General features: G+C 43.1%; 24 protein-coding genes, 1 tRNA gene and 3 pseudogenes. 9 read left to right on the forward strand and 19 right to left on the reverse strand.

Going from position 1 to position 23,016, the window contains the following annotated elements; all coding sequences use genetic code 11:
- Positions 1-164 precede the first annotated feature (164 nt).
- Positions 165-237, reverse strand: a tRNA-Ala gene (locus tag ACGTN9_RS17985).
- Between the two features lie 158 nt (positions 238-395).
- On the opposite strand from ACGTN9_RS17985, the gene ACGTN9_RS17990 reads away from it, so the two are divergent.
- Positions 396-737, forward strand: a complete 342-nt coding sequence (locus ACGTN9_RS17990) for a YflT domain-containing protein (RefSeq protein ID WP_499595407.1) — start codon at positions 396-398, stop codon at positions 735-737.
- A gap of 52 nt (positions 738-789) precedes the next feature.
- On the opposite strand, the gene ACGTN9_RS17995 is transcribed toward ACGTN9_RS17990, so the two are convergent.
- The 7 genes from ACGTN9_RS17995 to trpE are packed head-to-tail and all read right to left on the reverse strand — an operon-like array spanning position 790 to position 7,318.
- Positions 790-1,374 carry an anthranilate synthase component II gene (locus tag ACGTN9_RS17995; RefSeq protein ID WP_499595410.1) on the reverse strand — a complete coding sequence of 195 codons (585 nt, stop codon included), beginning with the start codon at positions 1,372-1,374 and terminating at the stop codon, positions 790-792.
- 33 nt (positions 1,375-1,407) lie between these two features.
- The gene (gene trpA, locus ACGTN9_RS18000) at positions 1,408-2,211 is read right to left on the reverse strand and encodes a tryptophan synthase subunit alpha (RefSeq protein WP_499595413.1); all 804 of its coding nucleotides are present in this window, start codon (positions 2,209-2,211) and stop codon (positions 1,408-1,410) included.
- A 1-nt stretch (position 2,212) separates the two neighbouring features.
- Positions 2,213-3,406, reverse strand: a complete 1,194-nt coding sequence (trpB, locus tag ACGTN9_RS18005) for a tryptophan synthase subunit beta (RefSeq protein WP_499595416.1) — start codon at positions 3,404-3,406, stop codon at positions 2,213-2,215.
- Positions 3,366-4,043 (reverse strand): phosphoribosylanthranilate isomerase, encoded by a 678-nt coding sequence (locus ACGTN9_RS18010; RefSeq protein WP_499595419.1) that lies wholly within the window; start codon positions 4,041-4,043, stop codon positions 3,366-3,368. The genes trpB and ACGTN9_RS18010 overlap by 41 nt, the downstream gene beginning before the upstream one ends.
- Complete coding sequence (gene trpC, locus ACGTN9_RS18015) at positions 4,040-4,801, reverse strand: indole-3-glycerol phosphate synthase TrpC (protein ID WP_499595421.1); 762 nt, start codon at positions 4,799-4,801, stop codon at positions 4,040-4,042. Before trpC ends, ACGTN9_RS18010 begins: the two co-directional genes overlap by 4 nt.
- The gene (gene trpD / locus ACGTN9_RS18020) at positions 4,794-5,813 is read right to left on the reverse strand and encodes an anthranilate phosphoribosyltransferase (RefSeq protein ID WP_499595424.1); all 1,020 of its coding nucleotides are present in this window, start codon (positions 5,811-5,813) and stop codon (positions 4,794-4,796) included. The genes trpC and trpD overlap by 8 nt, the downstream gene beginning before the upstream one ends.
- Entirely contained in the window at positions 5,810-7,318 is a 1,509-nt protein-coding gene (trpE, locus tag ACGTN9_RS18025; protein WP_499595427.1) for an anthranilate synthase component I, read from the reverse strand. The genes trpD and trpE overlap by 4 nt, the downstream gene beginning before the upstream one ends.
- A 352-nt stretch (positions 7,319-7,670) precedes the next feature.
- Between trpE and ACGTN9_RS18030 the strand changes: the two genes are divergently transcribed.
- From ACGTN9_RS18030 to ACGTN9_RS18040, 3 genes are read left to right on the forward strand one after another with little or no spacing between them, the layout of a single operon-like run.
- A complete protein-coding gene (locus tag ACGTN9_RS18030; RefSeq protein ID WP_499595431.1) occupies positions 7,671-7,874 on the forward strand; it encodes a PLD nuclease N-terminal domain-containing protein in 204 nt (67 codons plus the stop codon).
- A complete protein-coding gene (locus ACGTN9_RS18035; protein ID WP_499595434.1) occupies positions 7,874-8,782 on the forward strand; it encodes an ABC transporter ATP-binding protein in 909 nt (302 codons plus the stop codon). Before ACGTN9_RS18030 ends, ACGTN9_RS18035 begins: the two co-directional genes overlap by 1 nt.
- Positions 8,779-9,555, forward strand: a complete 777-nt coding sequence (locus tag ACGTN9_RS18040) for an ABC transporter permease (protein WP_499595437.1) — start codon at positions 8,779-8,781, stop codon at positions 9,553-9,555. Before ACGTN9_RS18035 ends, ACGTN9_RS18040 begins: the two co-directional genes overlap by 4 nt.
- Positions 9,556-9,930: 375 nt before the next feature.
- Here the strand turns inward: ACGTN9_RS18040 and ACGTN9_RS18045 are convergent, their stop codons facing one another.
- From ACGTN9_RS18045 to ACGTN9_RS18055, 3 genes are all read right to left on the reverse strand, one after another.
- Positions 9,931-10,740, reverse strand: a complete 810-nt coding sequence (locus ACGTN9_RS18045) for a GNAT family N-acetyltransferase (RefSeq protein WP_499595442.1) — start codon at positions 10,738-10,740, stop codon at positions 9,931-9,933.
- The gene (locus tag ACGTN9_RS18050; RefSeq protein WP_499595446.1) at positions 10,740-11,909 is read right to left on the reverse strand and encodes an FtsW/RodA/SpoVE family cell cycle protein; all 1,170 of its coding nucleotides are present in this window, start codon (positions 11,907-11,909) and stop codon (positions 10,740-10,742) included. Before ACGTN9_RS18050 ends, ACGTN9_RS18045 begins: the two co-directional genes overlap by 1 nt.
- 162 nt (positions 11,910-12,071) lie before the next feature.
- Positions 12,072-12,308: a hypothetical protein gene (locus ACGTN9_RS18055; RefSeq protein ID WP_499595450.1), complete on the reverse strand. Its 237-nt coding sequence runs from the start codon at positions 12,306-12,308 to the stop codon at positions 12,072-12,074.
- A gap of 176 nt (positions 12,309-12,484) precedes the next feature.
- Here ACGTN9_RS18055 and ACGTN9_RS18060 point away from each other — a divergent pair, with 176 nt between their 5' ends.
- A complete protein-coding gene (locus ACGTN9_RS18060; RefSeq protein WP_499595452.1) occupies positions 12,485-13,672 on the forward strand; it encodes a M14 family metallopeptidase in 1,188 nt (395 codons plus the stop codon).
- A 42-nt stretch (positions 13,673-13,714) separates the two neighbouring features.
- Here the strand turns inward: ACGTN9_RS18060 and ACGTN9_RS18065 are convergent, their stop codons facing one another.
- From ACGTN9_RS18065 to ACGTN9_RS18090, 6 genes and pseudogenes are all read right to left on the reverse strand, one after another.
- Entirely contained in the window at positions 13,715-14,707 is a 993-nt protein-coding gene (locus tag ACGTN9_RS18065; protein WP_499595454.1) for a sodium:calcium antiporter, read from the reverse strand.
- Positions 14,708-14,753: 46 nt separating this feature from the next.
- Positions 14,754-15,208 (reverse strand): annotated as a pseudogene (locus ACGTN9_RS18070) (SAM-dependent methyltransferase).
- 20 nt (positions 15,209-15,228) lie between these two features.
- Positions 15,229-17,388 (reverse strand): ATP-dependent helicase, encoded by a 2,160-nt coding sequence (locus ACGTN9_RS18075; protein WP_499595455.1) that lies wholly within the window; start codon positions 17,386-17,388, stop codon positions 15,229-15,231.
- A 129-nt stretch (positions 17,389-17,517) separates the two neighbouring features.
- A pseudogene (locus ACGTN9_RS18080) lies at positions 17,518-17,853 on the reverse strand (MBL fold metallo-hydrolase); the annotation flags it as partial.
- Between the two features lie 34 nt (positions 17,854-17,887).
- Positions 17,888-18,052, reverse strand: a pseudogene (locus ACGTN9_RS18085) (sulfurtransferase TusA family protein); the annotation flags it as partial.
- Between the two features lie 230 nt (positions 18,053-18,282).
- Positions 18,283-18,516, reverse strand: a complete 234-nt coding sequence (locus ACGTN9_RS18090; RefSeq protein WP_499595458.1) for a hypothetical protein — start codon at positions 18,514-18,516, stop codon at positions 18,283-18,285.
- Positions 18,517-18,743: 227 nt separating this feature from the next.
- Here ACGTN9_RS18090 and ACGTN9_RS18095 point away from each other — a divergent pair, with 227 nt between their 5' ends.
- Positions 18,744-18,902, forward strand: a complete 159-nt coding sequence (locus tag ACGTN9_RS18095) for a hypothetical protein (RefSeq protein WP_499595461.1) — start codon at positions 18,744-18,746, stop codon at positions 18,900-18,902.
- Positions 18,903-19,156: 254 nt separating this feature from the next.
- On the opposite strand, the gene ACGTN9_RS18100 is transcribed toward ACGTN9_RS18095, so the two are convergent.
- Together ACGTN9_RS18100 and nadE are read right to left on the reverse strand one after the other, a co-directional pair.
- Entirely contained in the window at positions 19,157-19,717 is a 561-nt protein-coding gene (locus tag ACGTN9_RS18100) for a cysteine hydrolase family protein (protein WP_499595464.1), read from the reverse strand.
- A gap of 15 nt (positions 19,718-19,732) precedes the next feature.
- Positions 19,733-20,476 (reverse strand): NAD(+) synthase, encoded by a 744-nt coding sequence (nadE, locus tag ACGTN9_RS18105; protein WP_499595582.1) that lies wholly within the window; start codon positions 20,474-20,476, stop codon positions 19,733-19,735.
- A gap of 160 nt (positions 20,477-20,636) precedes the next feature.
- On the opposite strand from nadE, the gene ACGTN9_RS18110 reads away from it, so the two are divergent.
- From ACGTN9_RS18110 to ACGTN9_RS18120, 3 genes are all read left to right on the forward strand, one after another.
- Entirely contained in the window at positions 20,637-21,632 is a 996-nt protein-coding gene (locus ACGTN9_RS18110) for a potassium channel family protein (protein ID WP_499595467.1), read from the forward strand.
- Positions 21,633-21,739: 107 nt separating this feature from the next.
- A complete protein-coding gene (gene bshB2 / locus ACGTN9_RS18115; protein ID WP_499595585.1) occupies positions 21,740-22,423 on the forward strand; it encodes a bacillithiol biosynthesis deacetylase BshB2 in 684 nt (227 codons plus the stop codon).
- Positions 22,424-22,521: 98 nt separating this feature from the next.
- A complete protein-coding gene (locus tag ACGTN9_RS18120) occupies positions 22,522-22,710 on the forward strand; it encodes a CsbD family protein (protein WP_499595469.1) in 189 nt (62 codons plus the stop codon).
- Positions 22,711-23,016 lie beyond the last annotated feature (306 nt).

Here is a 23,016-nt window from a genome sequence, read left to right on the forward strand (position 1 = left end):
GGTTTGCCTTCAAATCCTCCGCACGTTACCTCACGGTAACGCACTATTTGTCAGCTAATGCTTACCGGCTGAATCGGTGCATTCGGGACTCTCACCCTGTAGCGCATGTGCTGCCACTCGCAAAAAAAATCCACTTACAAGTGTAAGTGGATTTGCTCTCTAGATGGAGCATAGCGGGCTCGAACCGCTGACCTCTACACTGCCAGTGTAGCGCTCTCCCAGCTGAGCTAATGCCCCGTGATTCGATTAACTCGACAATCAGTATTATATAACGACATTCGTCCTAATATCAAGAGGAAAATGCAAAACCTTGCCATTTTTTATATACCAGGACTTTCTTCATCGTTTATGCTCCTCTTTCCTCGGGTATCCCTGTTTCTAAGGAGGCGATATCGATGCAACCGAACTATCAAATTTTTGGCGATGATGAACAAATGGGTGAATCTATCGACAAGATTAAAAAACACGGCGTAGATGAAGATAATATCTACATTCTTTCTCACGACAATGATCATGTCAGACGAACGAAAAGGCAAACAGATGCTAACAAGATCGGCGTGAGTGAAACTGGTCTTGGTACAGCAACGAAAAATGTCTTCCGTGGTAAAGATGATAAACTGATCTCCAAAATGAAAGAGATTGGTTTCGATCAATCCACAGCCAAGGAGCTCCATAAAGAATTAGAAAAAGGGAAAACCTTGTTAGTTGTTACGAATGAAGAAGACGTTAAATTTTAATAGGTTGAAGCCAAAAGCGGAGTGATATGAGCCAATATCCACTCCGCTTCTATTATTTAACCGGTATTTTAATGTATTGCTGAAGCACGCTCTTCATCAACTGCTTCCCTTCCAGCGTCCCGATCGATTCAGGGTGAAACTGGACCCCTTCAATTGGATAGGTTTTATGCCGGATCCCCATGATTTCACCTTCAACGGTTACGGCGGACAAATCAAAGGACTTCGGCAGACTTTCCATATCCACAATTAAGGAATGATAGCGCATTGCTTCCATCGGAGAAGGCAGCCCTTCGTAAATTCCCTTTTCATCGTGATGGATGAAGGAAGATTTGCCATGCATCAATTTTTCTGTCTGTACCACTTCAGCTCCGAACGCCTGGGCGATTGCCTGGTGGCCGAGGCATACACCAAAAATCGGAAACTTTCCTTTGAACTTATCAATAACTTCCAAGGTCAATGGTGCATCACCTGGTGAACATGGCCCTGGTGACAGGAAAATCAAATCAGGCTGAATCTGTTCGATTTCCTCTATGCTCACCTTATCATTACGTCGAACAATTATTTCTTCTCCCATTTCTCCTAAATACTGTACGATATTATAGGTGAATGAATCATAATGATCAATCATGTAAATCACTTTGCTCAGCTCCTCTCTGCTCTTCCTCCTCAGTTACTCGACCAATTCACATACATTATTATAAAAACGAACCAGGGCTGCCTCTCGTTTTTGCTCATCCTTCAAGTTTTCTACTTCTGCCTCCACCAGGCGGATGATCTTGCTCCCGATAATCACCCCGTCGGCATGCTCGCGAATCATTCGCACATCGTCATTGGTTGAGATACCGAAACCTACTGCTACAGGAACAGGACTGTGCTTTTTCACTTTCTCAATGAAGTGGGTGACTTCAGAAGACAACTGATTTTCACCGCCGGTTACACCAAGTGTTGATACGCAATAAAGAAATCCGCGGGCTTCGGAAGCAATTTTCTGAAGCCGTTTCTCTGAGTTAGGAGCGACCAGGGATATATATTCTATCTCATGTTTCAGTGCCAGTTCCCTGACAGACTCACTTTCTTCATGGGGAAGGTCTGGAATAAGCACGCCTTCTGCTCCATGCTCCTCAAGCAGTTCAAAAAACGTTTCCTCCCCGATGCGGAGGACAGGATTATAATAAGTGAAGACGACAACAGGAATGGTCAGGCCTTTTTTACGCATCGCCGGAATTAGTTCAATCGCCTGTTTCAAAGACATTCCATTATCCAATGCGCGTTTCGCCGCCCGCTGGATCGTTGGTCCATCGGCCAGAGGGTCAGAGTAAGGAATACCAAGCTCCAGGATATCAGCCCCTGCCTCCTGAAGCTTCAAGGCCAGCTCGATTGTCACCTCAGGGGCAGGATCACCTGCTTCAATGAATGGGATGAACAAGTCTTCTGTCTTACTGAGCTTACCCTGGAATGAAGTTTGTGTCAGCATGTTATTCCTCCCCCTTGAAATGATTCATAATGGTAGCCAGGTCTTTATCACCGCGCCCGGAAAGATTGATAAGGATTGTCTTATCCTCTGGTAGATTCTTCGCTTCCTTGAATGCCTGAGCTAACGCATGGGCACTTTCCACAGCCGGAATAATACCTTCCGCTTCCGTTAACAGTTTCAATGCTTCCATCGCTTCCTCATCGGTCACCGCTTCATAACGCACTTGTTTGGAATCAAACAAATAAGCATGCTCCGGTCCTATGCCAGGATAATCAAGACCTGCTGAAATCGAATAAGGCTCTGTTATCTGACCATGTTCATCCTGTAATAAGAAGGTCAACGAACCGTGAATCACTCCGCGGTCGCCTTTGGTCAATGTTGCTGCATGCTCCTCCGTATCGACACCTTTCCCAGCGGCTTCTACACCGACCAGTTCGACATCGTCTTCTAAAAAAGGATGGAACATCCCGATCGCGTTGCTGCCACCTCCGACACAGGCATAGATATAATCTGGCAAAGTCGGCTCACCTTCCAGGAACTGACGCTTCGATTCATCACCGATGATGCGCTGGAAATCACGGACCATGCGAGGATATGGATGAGGGCCGACCACGGAACCAATCAAGTAAAAATGATCTTCACAGTTCGCTACCCAGTAACGGATCGCTTCATTGGTCGCATCTTTAAGTGTTCCACGGCCGCTGGATACAGGAATAACTTCTGCTCCGAGCATTTTCATCCGGAACACATTCGGTTCCTGGCGGCGGATATCTTCCTCCCCCATAAACACTTTACATTCGAGACCGAACTTGGCCGCTACCGTGGCGGAAGCGACTCCGTGCTGGCCTGCTCCTGTTTCTGCAATGATTTTACTTTTGCCCATCCGTTTTGCAAGCAACGCCTGCCCAATGGCATTATTTAACTTATGAGCGCCGGTATGAAGCAGATCTTCCCGCTTCAAGTAAATCCTGGCACCGCCTAACATGTCTGTGATTTTATCAGCGTACGTAAGCGCCGTTGGTCTCCCTGCATACTTTTCTAACACATGATGATATTCTGCGATAAAATCTTTATCTGCCATGGCTTCATCAAGCGCTTCTTCCAGCTCCTGCAATGGAGCCATCAATGTTTCTGGCACATATTTACCACCAAAATCACCGTACCGCCCTTTTTGATCCGGATATACTTGGACCATAGTTTTCCACCTCTCTCATCAGCGCTTGAATTTTATTTCGATCTTTTTTATTTTCAGTTTCGGTGCCGCTGGAGAGATCGATTCCTCCAGGGTAATAGCTTAATACCTCTCCTGCGTTTTCAGCAGTGATGCCGCCCGCAATCAGACATGGCACTCCCTGATGCTCTGCTTCTTTCCGATAAGCAGGGATCGCTTCCCAATCGAATTGCACGCCGGTCCCGCCATAAGCCCCTTTTACTTTGGAATCTACTACGAAGCCATCGACGGCTCCCTTGAATAGATGCATATAATCGACACCGAAGTCGGCGTGATGGATCACTTTCCACACTGGTAAAGAAAAATGCTCTTTAATTTGAAGCACTTCCGAGACCGTTTCATTGCCGTGTAATTGGATGATATCGAGTGGGACATAATGCAACACGATCTCAAGTTCTTCTATAGTTGGTTCTACGAAAACACCCACGAGCGTTTGGTACGGGTTTACTTCATTTATCCAGCGTCCAACTCTCTCCGGCCGGACATAACGTTTTGTTCCTGGCACGAAAATAAAACCGAGGTGAGTTGCCTGAGAATCCGCACTAAAAGCTAAGTCCTGCTTCGACCGGTTGCCGCATAGCTTGACTAAAGGTTCCATCATGAGCGGACGCCTCCCATCAAACGAGTCACTGCTTGATTGAGGTCATCCTGCCGCATCAGCGCTTCACCGACAAGAATGCCTTCTGCCCCTGCTGCTGTAACCTGTTCGATATCTTCATAGCTGAAAATGCCGCTCTCAGAGACGATTAGGCTTTTCTTTGGTACCATTGGGGCGATCTTTTTTGTTTGTTCCAATGTAGTTTCAAAGGTTTTGAGATTCCGGTTATTGATGCCGATGATCTTCGGGGTGAACTCCTTCAAAATCCCTTCCAGCGTTTCTTTCGAATGTACTTCAACGAGCGCTTCCATTCCAAGACTCTCCGCATGCTGGTAAAATTCGTGCAGCTGTTTCGGCTCTAACGCTTCACCGATTAATAGAATCGCATCTGCTCCGATCCTGGCGCTTTCTTCGATTTGGACAGAATCGATAATAAAGTCTTTCCGCAACACCGGCAGATTCACTACCTTTTTTATATCGCTTAAAAAGTCCCGGTGACCCTGGAAAAAATGCTGGTCCGTCAGCACAGAAATTGCCTGGGCACCTGCTTTTTCATATTCCCGGGCAATGACGACAGGGTTGAAATCATCACGGATAATCCCTTTGGAAGGAGATGCTTTTTTCACTTCCGCAATCAAACCGGCAAGGTAAGGTGAATGCTTTAAGGCATCATGTAAGGAATAGTGAGTAGTGCTCTGCTCCTCTGGGAGGAAAATCTTATCTATTTCTTGTTGTTTGATAGCGAGAATCGTATCAAGCATATTTCCGCTCCTTTGTATGTGTAATTGCTTCAAAGTATTCCCTTACTACACCTTCTTCAAGCGCTTTTTTCACTTGCTTTACACCTGCCTGGATGCTCTCGGCTTCACCTGCGATATATAACCCTGCTGCCGCGTTCATCAATACGATGTCACGCGCGCTGTCATTCGCTTTGTTATAGACGATATTCTGGATGATCGCTGCACTTTCCGCTGGATGGGCGATTTGAATATCTTCTAATTTTCCGCGCTTCAGGCCGACCTCTTCCGGGCTCAGTGTAAATCTGGTAATCTCTCCATCTTTCAATTCCACGATATCTGTTTCACCTGTAATGGTTATTTCATCAAGGCCGTCTCGGCCAGTCACAAGCAAAACATGTTTGGAACCAAGCGCCTTCAGCGTGCCTGCTAACTTCTCGCCATAGTCCGTATCATAGATACCAATCAACTGGCGTTTCGTCTGAGCAGGATTGGAAATCGGTCCGAGCAGGTTGAAGACTGTCCGGAAACCAAGCTCCTGTCTCGCTGGTACCGCGTGCTTCATTGCCTGATGATAATTTGGGGCGAATAGGAATGTCATTCGTTTTTCTTCCAGGGCGCGCTTCCCTTCTTCAGGCGTAACTTCTAGAGGCATCCCCAACATTTCAAGCACATCGGCGCTGCCACTTTTTGACGATACTTTTCGGTTCCCATGCTTCGCCACTTTCACACCCATGGCGGCCAGGACGATCGCAACTGCGGTAGAAATGTTGAAGGTTGAACTTCCATCTCCTCCGGTCCCGCAAGTATCGATAACTGCGTCGTCTTCGATATCCATTTTCAGCATATTATTTCGCATTGCTCTGGCAAATCCGGTCATTTCTTCGACCGTTTCACCGCGGTAGCGCAACACACTCAATACGCTCATCAATTGTCCTGTAGAGACTTTGCCCTGCATTATTTGATTCATTAATTCAAAGGCGTCCTGTTCCCCTAGCTTTTCTCCTTCAACGACACGTGTCAATAATTCTTTCATCTCTGCTCCACTCCTTCTCTGCTCTTCTCAAAAACCTTCTCAGCTAACTCGATTGTCTTCTTCAATGCGCTTGCTTTATTCAACGTCTCTTCATATTCGCTTTGCGGGTCAGAATCAGCAACAACCCCGGCACCTGCCTGGATATATGCTTTACCTTGATACAGGGTCATTGTCCGGATGGTAATGCAGGAATCAATGTTGCCATCAAATCCAAGATAAAGGATACCTCCTCCGTATAAGTGTCTGGGAGTCGGTTCTAATTCTCTTAGAATTTGCATGGCCCTCACTTTCGGTGCTCCGGATAACGTTCCTGCCGGGAACGCGGAATACAATGCTTCAATCGGGTGGACATCCTTCCGTAATTCTCCGGTCACTTTACTGATGATATGCATTACCTTGGAAAAGCGTCCGATGGTCATGAACTCCGGTACTGCAACGGATCCATATTCGGCTACGCGTCCGATATCATTTCGTGCAAGGTCGACAAGCATCCGGTGCTCGGCCCGTTCTTTTTCATCAGCCAGCAATTCCTCGGCTAATGCATCGTCGTCTTCCTCCGTTGCGCCTCGTTTTCTTGTCCCGGCAATCGGGTGAATCTCTAATCTCCCGTTCCGGACTTCCAGCAAACGTTCCGGTGAACTTCCGATCACTTCCAGCTCACCAAACTTCAAATAAAACATATAAGGCGACGGGTTCACTTTCCTCAATACCCGATACAACTGAAAACCGCCAAGCGTCGTTTCAGCCTCGAAACGCTGGGATAACACCGCTTGAAAAATATCGCCGGCATGGATGTATCGCTTCACTTTTTCTACATCCTGTAGGAATGATTCATGGGTATAATTGCTTTTCAGAGGGACCTCTTCTTCAGACTCCTCATCGTTCGTCAGCATAAGGTCATGAACAAATCCGTTGCTCATCAACTGATCGCTGAGCTCTTTGATTCGCGTCTTCGCCAGGTTGAATTTCTCTTCCGGTTCAATCCCGTTTTCCAATCGTGCGAACTGCATGATCGTTGTCTCTTTCGTTTTATGGTTATAAGCGATCAACGTCTGGCAAAACAGCAAGTGGTAGTTTGAAATCGGGATATCATCCTTGATAGCGTGGAGCACTGGTTCTACATCTGATATAGCATCATAAGCGATATAACCGACGGCACCTCCACGGAACGGAACAGCGACATCCGGTTCTTTAACTTTCAAGTACTCCAAAGAGCGATCGAAGGCATCCTGTAAATTCGGAGCTTCCATCACATATTTCCGCTGCAAGTCTTTGATATGAAAAGTTTCCCCACATTGTTCAACTTCCATCATAGGTTCGATCCCAATAAAAGAAAAATTGGACCATGGGGACTCCGGGTCCTGGCTTTCCAGCATATAAACCGCTTCGTCTTTCAATGCCTGAAACATATGAATCGGTGTCAGGGTGTCCGTGTAAAAGGATTCTGTAACAGGAATGGTCTGATGCGTGCTTGCATCATTCAGAAAAGCTTCACGTGTGGTCATGTTCTCACCTCTCCATAATTGTTATGGAGAATGAGAGTTTGAGGGTGAAAAGTGGATGATAAAATGAAGGTTGGTACAGGCAACGGCTCAGGCTCTCCCTGACGTCCCTCTACTCGCTCGGCTCAACTCATCCCACTACCTCAACTCAGCTCACTCATTCTCATCTCTTAACTTTAACTTGTTTGTTAGTTTATAGAATACTATTCTTCCTGTCAACCAAAAGTTCTGACTATTTGTACAAAAGTAACACTGAAGCTTTAAGAAAATTATAGAAGGAATTATTTACAAAAATGAAGCTTTTTCCTATTGTTATTCGTATAATTAGTTATTCGGTAATAAAGGGGGATTTAAGATGGCAGAAGTTTTTGAAACAATCAATTGGGCACTTGTTGCACCGCTGCTTGTCATCCAGCTGATTTTACAAGTGGTCGCATTGATCGACTGGTTCCGCATCGAGCATACAAATGGCCCGAAAATCATGTGGCTGTTCATCATTCTGTTATTAAATATGATTGGACCGATATTGTATTTCGTTATTGGAAGGAGACAGGAGTAATGTCACTGCTCACGGTACAAAACCTTAAGAAAAATTACGATGGCAAGTCTGTCATCCAGGGGATAGATTTTTCCATTAATAAAGGTTCATGTGTAGCGCTGCTTGGTCCGAATGGCGCCGGCAAGACCACGACATTACGCATGCTCTCCGGCCTGATCCGTTCCAGCGGAGGAAAGATCTCTTTTGAGGGGATGAGCGACCAATCGGATATCCGTTATCACATTGGGTACCTTCCCCAGCACCCGGTTTTCCATACCTGGATGTCAGGCAGGGAGTTCCTCGTCTATGTCGCGAGACTTGCTAATATGGACAAACAAACCGCCGCCAAGCGTGCAGAGGAATTAATGGACCGTGTCGGTATCGCGGATGCGAAAAATAAACGGATCAGCAAATATTCCGGAGGTATGAAACAGCGTCTGGGTATTGCCCAGGCAATGATTCACCAGCCGAAATTATTGATGCTGGATGAGCCGGTTTCCGCCCTTGACCCCATCGGCAGACGTGAAGTACTGACATTAATGGAAGAACTGAAGGAAGAAACGACCCTGCTGTTTTCCACTCATATTCTGAATGACGCCGAAGAAGTCAGTGATGAACTGCTGCTGATGCATAACGGTAAAATTGTGGAGGCTGGATCCCTCGAAGGTGTACGGCAGAAGCATCGTGTTGATAAGATTGACGTTTCATTCCAGGAAGGCTTCACCCCTGAGGAAGCAAAAATAACCGCCTTGCCTACCGTAATACGAGCGGAAACTAATAAAGGGACTTATCATATTTTTGTCAACGACACCAACCAGGCGAGAGATGAAATTTTACAATTGGTTTATACAGAAGGCTGGCCGCTGGAACGATTTGAAGTCGGTCGTGCATCCTTAGAGGATCTCTTCATGAAGGTGGTGAATCAATGATGCAATTCATGACAGTTTTCAAACGTGAAATGCTGGAAGCAGGACGTAACTTCAAATGGATCTGGGTTCCACTCGTATTCATCCTGCTCGGCATATCTGACCCGTTATCCACTTATTACCTGCCGCAAATCATCGAATCCGTCGGTGGACTTCCGGATGGCGCATCATTTGAAATACCGACACCTCCACCCTACGATGTGCTGATGATGAGTCTGGCACAATACAGCCAGCTTGGTGTGCTTGTCGTCGCCTTGATGTCGATGGGGCTGATTTCAGGGGAAAGAAAAAGCGGAGTAGCTGAACTCGTGCTGGTGAAACCCGTGAAGTATAGCACGTATGTATCAGCAAAATGGAGCGCTGTCAGTGTTTTAGTTTTAATATCTTTTTTCGCCGGATTAATGGCCAGCTGGTATTACGTCAATATCCTGTTTGGTGATATTTCCTTCTTAAACCTGATATGGACCTGGTTCTTCTATAGTTTATGGCTGTTGTACGTCATTAGTATATCGGTGTTTATGAACACGGTGTTCAAAGTGCCAGGACTGGTTGGATTCTTAACGATTCTATTCGTCATCATCACCAGCATCATTACAAACATTTTCAGCCATGTCCTCGATTGGAGCCCCGCTAAGTTAAGTGGCTATATCCGAACGATGCTAAGTGACGGAAGTATTCCAGCTGACCTGTGGGGAACTGCACTGGTCACGATAGGAATCATTGCCCTCTTGCTAATAGCTGCTATCTACACTTTCCGCACCAAAGAAATGGCTTAATTTAAGTGGGGGTAGTTCAATCGAGGCAGCCAGACCTAGATGGGACGCCCCCTCTAAATTTATAGATTTAAAAAAGAAGAATGCCTGAACCTAAGTAGTTCAGTTTCAGAACGCAAACAATAAAAATAAAATTTAAATTGAGCATTAAATTGCAATGCAATTTGATGCTCAATTTAAATTGTTAAATCCATATTCACGCGTATTTAGGACGGTTTTTATGCACATGAAAATGTAACCTAATTTGCAAGCCTGCAATAATTTTTGAAGACTTGCAAAACCACGAGCAAACACCAATGTGATTTGAGGTACAAAAAAAGCAAATTCCTTATCGGAAAATGCTCACTCTTCTTTATCTAATCTTAATAAAAAACTATCTTATCTTTGAAATATATAAATAGGGTGTTCACTTTTTTCTTCAAAACCGAGTGCTTTCGCCAGCTTATAAGAAGGAACATTTTGTTTGTCGCATGCCCAATCAGTAAATTTGTTATTTTTTTGACCGTACGAAATAAAGTGATATGCTAAGAATTTTCCTAATCCATATCCACGAAAAGATTCATCAGTCATGATATCGAGATCAATTTTATTAGAAGAACTCGCTGGTGAAGTTGCTTCACAAATAACTTTATTTTCATGATCAATCAGACGAAACCCAAAACCGTGTGTTAAGAATGTATCTGTATCGTTCCAATACATTTCATAAAAGCGTGGTGGAAATAAATCGCTTTCCTTAATGTTTTTTTCATTTATTCTTTCAAGTATTAAATTATCTGGAATTTTAGGAATTAAAGTGTTTTTAAAATTCGAATCGTTGAATGAAAAGGTGGTTCGTAAATTTTTTTGATAAGTCAGGTTAGTATCTTTTAAGTGTATTTCGAAAGTCTCATTTGAAAATAAAACAACTAATTGATTGTTAGTAACTTTTTCATTTATTTTGTCTACTACCCACTGATAAAACGGAATATTTTCGCTTGAACCATATAAGTGATGAATACCGTTTTCAATTTCTATTAAGGCACTTTTTGGTTCAAATTTATTATCCACGTATACTTTACCATCAATAATGCCTTCTAAAACTGAATAAGAAAATGTATGATCTAATTTATCTTTTTCTAACAAACGCAAAGCTAAATCATAGTTTTTATTACTTAATAAAATTATAAAATTCAGTCCTTCCTTTTTCATCAATCCTGTAAATTGTTATCGCCGAACATAAACTCGCGCTGATGGAAATGCACAGCGAACGCCAAGCCGATCGCCATCAGATTGGCAAGCAGCGAGCTTCCCCCATAACTGATGAATGGCAGAGGAATTCCTGTGATCGGCAAAAGCTGGACAGTCATGCCGATATTTTGAAATACATGGAACGTAATCATGCTGACGACCCCGACACATACATACGCACTAAAAGAATAATTTGCCCTAATGGCCAGCTGGATCAGATGATAAATCAATAAAAAGAATACCAAAATGACAAGGCAGCTGCCGACAAAGCCGAATTCCTCTCCGATGACAGCGAAAATGAAATCGGTATGGCTTTCCGGGATGTACACTTCCCCATCCCCAAAACCTTTTCCGGTCAACATTCCTGAGCCGATGGCTTGTAAGGATTTGATCAGATGATAGCCATCTCCTGATTGATATTTGTAAGGTTCGAGCCAGGCATATATCCTTCCCAGCTGATACTCCTTGATTCCCAGGTACTCCCGCAATATTTCAGGAGCCTGAATCACTAAATACAGGACGGAGCCTCCTACAGCTCCAATTACACCGTAAATCGGCAAAATCAACTTCCAGGTGATTCCTGCCACGATAATCATCCCTGACATGATACCTAAAAACACTAATGCTGTGCCGAAATCCGGCTGCTGCATAATTAGCAAAATCGGAAGCCCTGTAACTCCCATGATTTTCAACAGCAGGTAAAAATCTGTTTTCGTAGTTTTGAATTGGTTGCTTTTATTGTGATTGACGATGACCCTGCTTAACACAAGAATCGTAAATATTTTCATGAACTCTGACGGCTGTATAGAACCGATCCCTGGCAGCAAAAACCAGCTCTTCTGGCCATTAATTACCGGAGCAATGCTTGACGGAGCAATAACCAGTATTGCAAGAACGAGGGTTCCTGCTCCATACAGGTACCAGCTCAACCCTTTATATTGAATAGGTTCAATCATGAGCATTCCAGCTATAATCATGCTTCCAAGTGTATACCACATGATTTGGCGCACTACGAAATTATCGGAATACTGATTGGTCTGTATAGCGCTGTAAATGGCAACACAACTGATGGTAAACAAGGCTAACATAATAAAAAATAGGCGCCAGTCAAAGCGCTCTTCAAAAGTCATTCAAACCATCCTCAAGATTTTTTCAAAATGATGTCTATAATTAAAGATTCTATTACAATATTAAGGACGTTGAAACAGTTTTGCAACAGTTTTCGTTATTATTAACAATGCTTCCAATTAAAAGCAGCATTACGGGAATTTCGTAATGCTGCTTAATGCTTATTATTCGATTTCTGCTACATATTGGCGAAGCTTTTCATTTCTTTCCTCGCGTTCCTGATCGGATGCAGTGTCGTATTTTTTCAAGAGATGGAATACTTCATTCAATTCTTCCTGAGGACGGATCTCTTTCAAGTACATATGCATCTTCACGACTAAATCATCAGGTAGAAATTCTTCCTGACTGATCAATTTCTTTTTTACATCTTTTTGTCCATGATCGATATTGCATTCTGCCATGATTAACAACCTCCATCTTTAGTATAAATAACTATTGAGTCTTATTACATCCTTACCCATATTGAAACCTGAAAAAACTTACCTATTGCCTATATTCGTTAGAGGATTATTATCCGTTCATTGACAGCTTGTCTGCTACATACATTGGTAACAGTATCTTTTCAGGAGGTCATGGCATGGACATTTCTGTACGAAGAGGTGACACCCTCTGGTATTATGCCAGCATGTTCAATCTCCCATTACATTTGATTATCGACTCTAATCCTCGTATCAACCCAAATGCTTTGACTATCGGACAGACCATCCGCATTCCCGGATACAGAAGTATCAGCTACCAGATACAGCGAGGGGACACATTTTGGAAATTGGCGACCGACCGTAATATCTCGCTTGACGCACTTTATCTGCTAAACCAGACTATCAACGCGAATAACCTGCAGATTGGCCTGGCAATTTCCATCCCGTCCAGAGTTACTTCAAGGGTAGTATTTGGCAAACAAGCCTATGACTCCTCTGTGTTAGGTCAGGATCTCGCAGAACTGTTCCATATATATCCGTTCATCCGCACAGAATCCATTGGTCGCAGCGTAATGGGAAAAGAGTTGACAGAACTGCTAATTGGACGTGGACCACAAGTCGTTCATTGGAATGGTTCCTTTCATGCGCAGGAATGGATAACCACTCCGGTCATCATGATGTTTCTGAATGATTACCTGCTTTCCCTCACCAACCAGGGATCCATTCGCGGCTTACAAATGAATCCCTTCTATGATCGGATTACGTTATCAATCGTTCCCATGGTCAATCCGGATGGTGTCGACCTTGTTATTAACGGCCCTCCTTCCGGGCCACGCGGTGAAGAAGTGCTCGAGCTCAATAATGGCAGTACAGACTTTTTTGCCTGGAGAGCCAATATTCGCGGAGTGGATCTCAATAATCAGTATCCAGCAAAATGGGAAGTGGAGGCTGAAAGAAAGCCAGATCAGCCAGGGCCAAGAGACTTTCCAGGCTACCAGCCATTGACGGAGCCGGAAAGCATCGCCATGGCAGAACTGGCGGGGAACAGACAGTTCGCTAAAATGCTTACTTTCCATACACAAGGTAAAGTGATCTATTGGGGGTTTGAGGGGCTGGAACCGCCAGAATCAGAGACGATCGTCAATGAGTTCGCACGCGTCAGCGGCTACCGTCCGATTCAGTATGTCGACAGTTTCGCCGGTTATAAAGATTGGTTCATTCAGGATTACAGGCGACCGGGCTTTACCGTGGAATTAGGACGAGGAACAAACCCGCTCCCTTTGGGACAATTTGATGAAATCTACCAGGAAGCCATCGGTATCTTCCTGGCCAGCATGTATATGTAACAAATGTAAAGGCCTGCCTCCACACAGGCCTTTTATTACTTCTTAAGAGTAGATGTAAATCAGGTAGCTCGATACAAAATACGCTATCACAATCAATACTGACGGCATAATGTAGGTCAGCGTATTTTTCACCTGGACACGGATAATTGGGTAAATTGCCACTAACCCCAAAGCCATCGCACTCAACGTAGTGATGGCGTGCGTATTATTGACCGCCTGCAGGATAGCTTGTTTCCAGTACAATACATCTGTCCCGACAAGGATCATAAGATTGAACAGGTTACTTCCAAGGATGGAACCGATAGCTAACGGATAGTTTTTCAATTTCACAGCCACCAATACAGAAACAGCCTCTGGTAAAGAGGTGAATGCGGCTACGAGAAATGTACCGACAAAGCTTGACCCCAGACCAGTAATAACAGCGATTTTATCAGCGGAAATCGTGAGTGCAGACCCAGCTGCTAAAATAAGCATAGCAGATAGGATAAATCCAATAACCGCTCGTTTCAGTGTGATATTTTTATAGGCGCTATAAGATTCTTCCTGCCCTTTTTTTGCGTTTTCCTGCGACTGATCGGTATTTGCTTTCGAGATCAATTTAATACCGGTAATGTACATAACAACCATGGCGATGGATTCCCAACCGACCCCGAATAAAGCAGGAGGCATTGGGAGGATGATCGCAACGACGACAGTCAATGATAACAGCATGAACAGCCCCATCGTATAAAAGTTTTCGTTGGCAGCATGGTTGAAAATGCGTTCTTTTCTGAAAATCGCATCCATGACAGCCAGAATCATCAGGTTGAACAAATTGCTGCCCATTACATTCCCTACCGCTATATCCGGATTGTCGATCACAATGGAAGTGACACTGGTTGTCACTTCTGGCAGCGATGTAGCTCCGCCTAACAGCACACCTAAAACCGCTGCTTTCAACGTAGATTTCTTATCAATGACATCTACATAATTGGATATCTTGATACTTAAATAGATCGTTACTATCGCAGAAAGTAGAAATATTAAATAAACCAATATGCGTCCTCCTAGCCAGACCAATAAACCAGGTCTCTCTGCACGATTACCAATAATTCTTCATAAGTACACTTACCCAGTCTGGCTGTTTTAAATCTCCTGCAGGTAAAAATTCTTTCATAACAGGTTTAATATCAAGTACCGGTGTACCATCAATTGCATCCAACCCTTTCACAATGAGCGTTTTTCCATTTACACCTAATATCTTTACATAGGTGGAGCCTAATCGGTTAGGCCTGTTTTTACCTCGCTGTGCAAATATACCATATCGCCCGTATTCTGTATGATTGCGTGGATATCGCGACCCACGCTCCACCTTTTCCGCCCTTACTTTATGAAAATGATAGATAATTTCTGCATGCGAAAATTCATCTAGACCCTTTAGTGCTTCCTCCCGAAAATCTTCATTCAGCAAAATCGTTGAATCAACTTCCCCCCAATCATCGTCCATATTTCTTTTCTTTCGTTCCTTATATACCCGATTGGTTGTACGTGGATTATATCGTTCCTGGTCTCTTCTCTCATCCGTTTTCCACCTTTTCCAGATTCTTAAAATTCCTGCTGATCGGCCGGGGTGCCTTCAATTTATCAAAATAAATCAAATAGGTATTCATCTTGTCATCAATACTCTCGATATTCCCTTCGCCAAATACGGGATGCCTCACACGTGTACCTTTCTCAAACGCGTTTGCTGTTTCTTGTTCAGGATGGGCGTAAGCCTGGATGTACTGCTTCGCTTCCTTAATCAACTCTTCATCAAGCAAGCCAATTCGCTGATAGTCTGTTTCATCGACTTCGAAAATGAAACGGGAAGGATACTTCTGCAGGCCTCCGCTTTGAAACCCTTCCGATTCAGTCATGTATAATTCTTTTTCGGCTCTTGTCACTGCAACATAAGCAAGCCGCCGTTCTTCTTCGAGCCCCCGTTCCTTCCTTTCCCTCAGCGTCCGCACGTTAGGAATGATACCTTCTGTCATTCCTGCAAAAAAGACGTAAGGAAACTCAAGTCCTTTGGCAGTATGAATCGTCATCATCTTTACCGTTTCTGCCTGGGCTTCTCTGTCATGCTCTGTATAAAGGGTGAGCATCTGTAAATATTCTTCTAGTTCAATATCCTCCCCCAATGTCTGTTCATATTGAACAATCGAATGCAGCAGCTCAGTCAGGTTATCGAGTCTGTCCTGGTCCCCATCTTCCCTGATATAAGCCTCATATCCTGTCTGCTGCAAGGTTTCCTGGAGCAATTCAGAGATATTCAACTCTTTTCGTTTAACCTTTAAAGACTCGATAGTATCTACAAATGACCTGGCTCCCGTACGCTGCAGTCGTGGGTGGTCAATATATTTTTTCAAGGTATCATACAGAGTCGCACCTTCTGCCTCTGCTCTTTCCCTTATAAAATGCATCCGTTTCTTACCGATTTGCCGTTTGGGGACATTGACAATTCTGGAAAATGATAAATCATCTCCAAACGCAATCAACCTTAAATGGGCCAGAGCATCTTTGATCTCCATCCTGTCGAAAAACTTGAAACCTCCAAAGATGGTATATTCAATATTCTCGTTTATAAGCGCTTGTTCAATGAAGCGTGATAAATAATTCGCCCGATATAAAATAGCTATATCGTTATAACTGGCTCCCTGTTTTTCAACTAAATGCTTGATTTTGTCCACTATCCATCCGGCTTCATCCCGTTCATCTTTTCCATGAAAATGGATAACCTTCAATCCTGTTTCGTTATCGGTAACCATTTCCTTATCTACGCGGAAATAGTTATGCTTGATAAGTGAATTACCCACAGCTAAAATTTCCGGGGTGGACCGGTAGTTCCGATTCAAGAAAATCGTTTCTGCAGAAGGAAAATATTCCTGAAAGTCCACAATATATTTCGGATCAGCGCCCCGCCATTCGTATATGGTCTGATCCGGGTCGCCAACGACAAATAAGTTTCCGTGCTTTTCCGCCAGCATACGTATCAATTCGAACTGCTTGGCATTGCTGTCCTGGAATTCATCGACCTGGATATAAAACAGCCGATCCTGCCACTTTTCCAGAACCTCCGGATACTGACTGAATAAAACGAAGGTAAAGTTGATGAGATCGTCAAAATCCAGACCGAACACCCGCTTTTGCTTTTTCAAATATAATTGGATGATACGCCCGTCCAGATCGTCACCCGCTTCTTCAGCCATCATCTCTCCACGTTGGACCATTTGCTGGACATAGTGGGTGTTTCCTTTTAGCATGCCGATTTTATCGAGCAGCCGTTTGAACGTTTTATCATTCAACTTCAACCCAAGATCTTCAAAAATTTCTCTTAATACAGCTTTTTGATCCTCGACATCCATGATGACGAAATTCTTGGGATAGAATAGGCGGTGAATATCCTCGCGCAGGACACGGACGCAAAAACCGTGGTACGTCGTGATAAAGCCGGTGTCCTGTTCCCCGCCGATCAACTGTTTGACCCGTCTTCTCATTTCATGTGCTGCTTTATTTGTGAAGGTGACACACAACATGTTAGAAGGTTCGATACCTAATGCATTCGCAATGAATGCATAACGATGGGTCAGTGCTTTTGTTTTTCCTGAACCTGCACCAGCAATGACGCGTATGTATCCTTCTGTGGAAATAACTGCCTGTTGCTGAGCTTTGCTCAAACCTGTCATTAACTTTTCCATCATCTCCCCGCCTTTGTCTAGAACGTTTGTTTGTATTATATCATAATCGGGGTACATACACTTGTCTCATAAATCCTCTTAAACATAAAAACCAGCCATCCTGAAAAGGGTGGCTGGTTTTCCATGTTATTACCGAATGGCACAACGGTTCGGACCGATTTCCATTTCCCGCTGGGCTTCTGTTTCTGGTTTTTGTTTTCCCATATTCGTCTCCCGGATATCCTGATAACTGTTCGGCTGCGGCGGCAAGTTATCTGTAACCGAGCTTCGGAATTTGCTTTCATCCTCAATATTTAATCCGTGGTTCTCTTTATATAATGTCCGAAGATTCTCCGACACGCTTCCATCTTCGTTCATTTCTTTGATGCTCATAAAGTGGGCAGGAAGTACTGTCAGACTATCTGGCAACGATTTATACCTTTCATAAAGTGTGTTGCGTAAATCTGCTACCCAGTCTTCTGCTTTAAAGATGGTCACAAACAACTGCCGATGCCTGAAGGGACTGAGCATTTCCAGGAATATCCGTTGTGGAACCTTTATCTGTAGCCTGAATTTCCATGACCATCCCCGGATCCAGTTTATCTATTTCTTTTTTTGTCTTTACAATCGGCATCGGACACGCAAGTCCTTTGGCATTAACTACTTTATTAACAGTAACTTCCAAAGAAACTTCACTCCTTTCGTAATTATTATTGATGATTCTTAGCCTGTTATGCTTAGTGACATTTCCCATTAGAAAAACTTGAATTGTCGCAAATTACTAATGGCGAAAACCTTAGTATTTTCTTTAACTTTAATTATTTTACGAAGTTAAACTTTCTCATAGCAAAAAAACAAGCACACCTGAATAGTGTGCTTGTAATTATCCAATATAATTATAAGTGCAGTATTATTTTATAAACCTTCTAATTCTTTTTCAGGTTCTTGTGTACCCGCTTTTTCTTTTGCAATGATTTCAACATGTCTTAAGTTTCCAATGCTGTCAAAATCTATGGCTAACGTATCTCCTACTTTAGCAAAAGCAATCAGTCTCTCTTTTAACACCATCAATTCATTATGCTCGTTTCCTTTTTCCACTAGCACTGCGTAAAATCCCTCAAAACGATCCAAGGTGTATTGATTAATCATTAAGATGAACTCCCTCTCTTCGTTATTAGTTGGAGATATCAGCCATAAAATTATGTCTCTTATTTAACACTACCCTTGTCAGAAAATTAAAAACAGGTTTTTAATGGAAAATTGTCGAAACTTTTGTATTTATGCGTCTTTATTTGTAAAGAAATCGTAATAAATCCCTCGTCTTATTTCCTATTTTAGTATAAAATGAACTTAGACATTATGAAGGAGGAACAGCAGTGCGCACGTTATTATTGGCCTTATTGATCATTTTCATGGTCAGCTTCGGTGTTATTGGTTATACAGACACAGGAGAAGAAGGCGAAATCAAGATCCAGGATGATACTCGTACCGAACACTTAGTGATTCAAACCATAGCAAGCATGATGGTAAAATGAAAATCCGCCTGTCCTAAACGACAGCCGGATTTTTTCTTATCCCTCCAGCTCCAGCGCCTACCCCCTCGAGGTCTTAAGTCCATCCTCTCTGTGATTAGAAAAACTTTGCTTATCGCCACTTCCTAATGGCGAAAGCCTTAGTTTTTCTTATACTTTGGTCCTTTAATAAAGTTAGTCTGTATTAAAGTACACAAAACGTCACGGCGTGGATTGGCTTAAGCTTTTCGGGGGTGAGTAAGGCGCCTTCGCTTTTGTTACTTATTAAGCACTTCCTCAAAATCGAACTCCCCACTTGGAGAAATATCTGCGAATAAAGAACGTTTCATGATTTTTAACGCATTTTTATTATCCGTTTTATCCTCAGAAACAACCAGGTCCTTTGGAATATAAAGGTCATATTCACGCATATAGGCTCCGTTTGCTGTGAACAATACACACATATCTCCTGTCGTGCCCGTTAAAATTAGCCGATCTACTCCTATTTGAGCAAGAAGAATATCTAACTGAGTTCCATAGAAGCCTGAATGCTTCGGTTTGATGACAAAAAAGTCGTCCTCATCCGGCTCCATTTTCTCTACAAGCGGCTTCCCTCTTCCCTTTTTGCACTCTTCCACGATTTCGCGGGCATTGTCCTGCCAGAGACCAAAGTTGTCATTAACATAAATGACCGGTATCCCTTTTTCTTTTGCCTCCTGTTTGAAAGCGTACAGATTGTCCGCTATTTCCAAGGAATGTTCAAGCAGGTCTTCTCCTCCATCGAAATCCATTTTGTTGATCACATCGATAATAAGTAATGCTGTATTTGATTGTTGCATCTATTACACCCTCTACTACTCGAATTTTGGCGGTTCCGCCGGCATGATCCGCTTATGTGCTGATTTCTTATGGAGCGCTTCAATGATTTCCTTATCTTTTTCAGCCACCTGTTCCCCTTTCAAATAAGCGTCAATGGTGTCATAAGAAACACCCATTTCTTCTTCATCCGTCTGACCTTCCCAAAGTTCAGCACTTGGCTTTTTCTCCACAACTTGAGAAGGAACTCCCAGATAACGTGCCATTTCACGTACTTCCCCTTTTGTCATATGAATGAGGGGCACAAGATCGACACCGCCATCCCCATATTTAGTGAAATACCCGGTGTAATGCTCAGGAGCGTTATCCGTACCCACTACCAGATAACCGTAATTAGCTGCAACAGAATAGAGCGTACTCATCCGGAGTCTCGCTTGCAGGTTAGCTCCATTCAATTGAGCATTTTCTTCATTCCAATCCTGATTTCCTTGTAGCTGCTCCTGTATTTCGCTGTAAGTCGTTTTATAACTTTCCGTCAATTCGATACCGACCTTTTTGAGGTTCGCTCCTTCCACCACTGCGATTGCGTCTTTTTGATCCTCCACACGCTGGTTAATCGGAAGGATTACTCCGATGGAATCATCAGGAAAAGCCTGTTTGATCAAGTAAGCAACAACTGCAGAATCGATCCCCCCGCTCACACCTACTAACGCACCATTCAACCCGGCATCATTTACTTGTTGTCTTATCCATGACACTAAGTGGTCTACACGTTTTTCCATTTCCATAATAAAACCTCTCCTTATTCGGGTTTATAGCTTCAGTTATTTCTATAACCACAAATTCCTTAAAGGTCAGTATTCTAAACATTTATGTTTACCTATTAGCTATAAGGGCAATATTCGTATCGTATAAAGGATTTGTCATGTTAGGGGCGAGAGTATGCCGAATCGGTTTAAACGCGCTATTCAATTCAGTATTACATTAGCTACTTTGATATTAATCATGACCATTGTGTTCATGCAGGTGGAGAATTATACTTTTTTCGAAAGTTTCTGGATGACAATCGTATCTGTGCTGGCAATCGGTTATGGCGATATGGTTCCAGTCAGTAATGCCGGAAAAATCTTTGCTATGTTTTTAATCCCGGTTACGATGGGGTTTTCTACTTACTTATTGACATTTATCGCAGCATCCATGATTGAAGGCAGACTATCGAAAAAATGGGAGAGAAAAAAGATGGATAAGCAAATCAGTCGAATGAAGGAACACTATATCATTTGTGGATATGGCCGTGTCGGGGAGCAAGTGTTAAAAGAACTCACCCAACACGATTATCATGCAGTAATCGTCGATTATGACGAGAAAGCTGTAGAAACAGTCCCGGAAGGCATTCCCTTTATCGTGGCAGATGCTAAAAAGAATGAAGTATTGGAGCATGCAGGGATAGGTAAAGCGAAAGGAATCATCATTACTACGTCGGATGATGCCACGAATGTCTTTATAACATTGACAGCCAAAGGGTTGAATGAGGGTGCTAAAGCAATTGTAAGAGCAGAAGCATTCGAAACGGAAGATAAAATAAAACGTGCAGGGGCAGACCACGTCGTAAATACCAGTGATTTAGGAGGCAGAAGAATGGCGCTTTCTATGATCAAGCCTGCAAGCATGCATTACATCGATTCTATTATTCACGCCGAATCTGATCACTATCAGGTGGAAGAAATTAAAATTAATGAAGATTCTTCCCTTGAGAATCACAAAATCACCGAGCTGCCTTTGCATAAGGAACACGGTATTTCTATTCTCGGTCTTCAACGAGATAGTAAATTCATTGGATTGGCGGATAAAGATGCATCAATACAAACGGGCGATATTCTCATTTTATTCGGGGATTCCGATAATATAAAATCTTTCAAGGAGAAAATCATCACTTAAGCTTCCACTCCTATAGAACAAATGACTTTAAAAACTTTTTATCCTGCGGGATAATAACAGACAGATAATTAATTTTTTGCAGTCGTTTTAAAGGAGTGCTGATTATGATAGAAAAAGAAAGGCAAGTGCTTGTCATATTCCCTCACCCGGATGATGAAGCTTTCGGTGTATCAGGTACTATCGCTTCTTATATTAACCAGGGAACACCATTGACTTATGCTTGCTTAACCTTGGGGGAAATGGGAAGAAATCTCGGAAAGCCGCAATTCGCTAACCGCGAAACCCTGCCGCTTATCAGGAAAGAGGAACTGAAGCTGGCGGCGAAAGCAATGGGAATTGAAGACTTACGAATGATGGGCTTCCGTGATAAAACATTAGAATTTGAAGATGATGAAAAAATGACCCAGCTGGTTCGTGATTTGATCAGTGAACTTCATCCATCTTTGATTATTACGTTTTACCCAGGCTACGCTGTGCATCCAGACCACGAAGCTACCGCAAGGGCGGTCATCCGAGCTGTCAGTGAAATTGATCCGGCTGAACGACCGAAACTCCATTGTCTGGCTTTTGCCAATAACACCTATGAGGAATTAGGCGCACCGGATGTCATCAATGATATTGAAGCGGTCAAAGAACAGAAACTGGACGCCATGCGCGCCCATATTTCTCAAACGGCACGCATCCTGGAAATGATTGAAGAAGGTATGAAAGTCAATGATCCAGAAGCATTGAAGTGGGTCACGAAGGAAAGCTTCTACAGTTATAAATGGGAAAATGATCAGGTGAAATAAATGCTGTCCAAAAGGGCAGCATTTTCTTTGTATTGTTTTAGCTTCCAGTCGGCAGGGTAAATGTCTAATACAATAGTTCGGAAAGGAGCATGTTACCAATGAAAGATAAAAAAGGTCTTAGCGATAAAGTGAAAGCAGGGGTTTCAAAAGCAAAAGGTGAAATGAAGGACCAGGCAGGTAATGCTAAAAATGATCCGAAGATGCAAGCGGAAGGTAAAAATGAGAAAGACAAAGGTGAATTCCAAAAGAAGACCGGTGAGATGAAAGATAAATTCAATAATAAATAAAAAAAGGATCCTCCCTCTATCAAGTAGTTCATTTTTGGTGTGCAAAATGTCTTTGCAACCCTTAACTGAACTACTTTTTTATTGAAAAGATCTGTTAAACGATGTTGGCTATTTTTATAAGTGTCTTACTTCATTTAAGGGGCCGAAAAGTCGAAGACTTGAGCTCGAGATACTTCGGGTCCGTTGCCGAGTCAGGAGTAAGGACGGCTGGGAAACGATTCGCTTTCCTGTGGGGGAACTGGCAAGCCTCCTCAGACTTCGTCTTCCGGGGTTTTTATCATATATTGGTAGAAGACCCCCACCTCA

The sequence above is a fragment of the Halobacillus sp. B23F22_5 genome, from assembly GCF_043497085.1.
GTDB lineage: Bacteria > Bacillota > Bacilli > Bacillales > Halobacillaceae > Thalassobacillus.